This window comes from Flavobacterium olei, assembly GCF_039749035.1.
GTDB lineage: Bacteria > Bacteroidota > Bacteroidia > Flavobacteriales > Flavobacteriaceae > Flavobacterium > Flavobacterium olei.
The window spans coordinates 1-773 of record NZ_JBDKWC010000016.1 but is presented as its reverse complement, the minus strand read 5'-3'; the positions used below and the strand labels follow the sequence as shown (position 1 = coordinate 773).

Genomic DNA, 773 nt, shown 5'->3' with positions numbered 1-773 from the left:
GAAGGGAAGAAGGAAAAAGAAAAAAAGAAAGAGAGAGAAAGGGAAAGGAAGGGAGAGGAAGGGGAAGAAGGGGGGGGGGGGAGGAAGAAAGAGGAAAAAGGGAAAAGAAAGAAAGAAAAGGAAAAAAAGGGAGGAAGGAAGGGGGGAAAAGAAAGAGGGGAAAGGAGAAGGGAAGAAAAGAAGAAGAGAAAGAAGAGGAGAAAGGGGGAAAGGGAAGGGAAAGGGGGGGAGAAGAGGAAGGGAAAAGAAAAGGGGAAGGGGGAGGAAGGAGGGAAGGGGAAGGGAGAGAAAAAGGAAAGGAAGAAAGAGGGAGAGGGAGGAGGGAAGAGAGAGAAAAAGAGGGGAAAAAAAGGGAGGGAAAGAAGGGAAAGAAAGAAGGAGAGGGGGGGAAAGAGGGGAAGGAGGAGAAGAAGGAGGAGAGGGGAGAGAAAAGAGGGAAAAGGGAGAAGAAGGAAAAGGAAAGGAAAAGAAGGAAAGAAGAAAGAAGGGGAAAAAGGAGGGAAGGAAGGAGAAAAAAAAAGAAGGGAGGAGGGAGAAGGGAAGGAGAGAGAAGGAGGAAGAAAGAGGAAAGAAGAGGAGAAGGAGAAAGAGGAGGGGGGAAGGAAAGGGAGAGGAGGAGGGGGAAGGAAAGGAGAAGAGGAAAGAGGAAGAGAAGAAGGGAGGGGGAGAGAAGGGAGAAGGAAAGGAAGAGAAGAAGAAAGGAAGGGGGGGAAGAAAAGGAAGAAAGAGGGAGGGGGGGAAGGGAAGAAAGGAAAAAAGAGAAAAAAGAAAAG

The 773-nt window shown here is 48.5% G+C and carries 1 protein-coding gene; it reads left to right on the top strand.

The window, feature by feature from the left end:
- Window positions 1-773 (top strand): hypothetical protein (locus tag ABEB31_RS21760; RefSeq protein WP_347053742.1); only part of this gene is annotated, 773 nt, incomplete at both ends.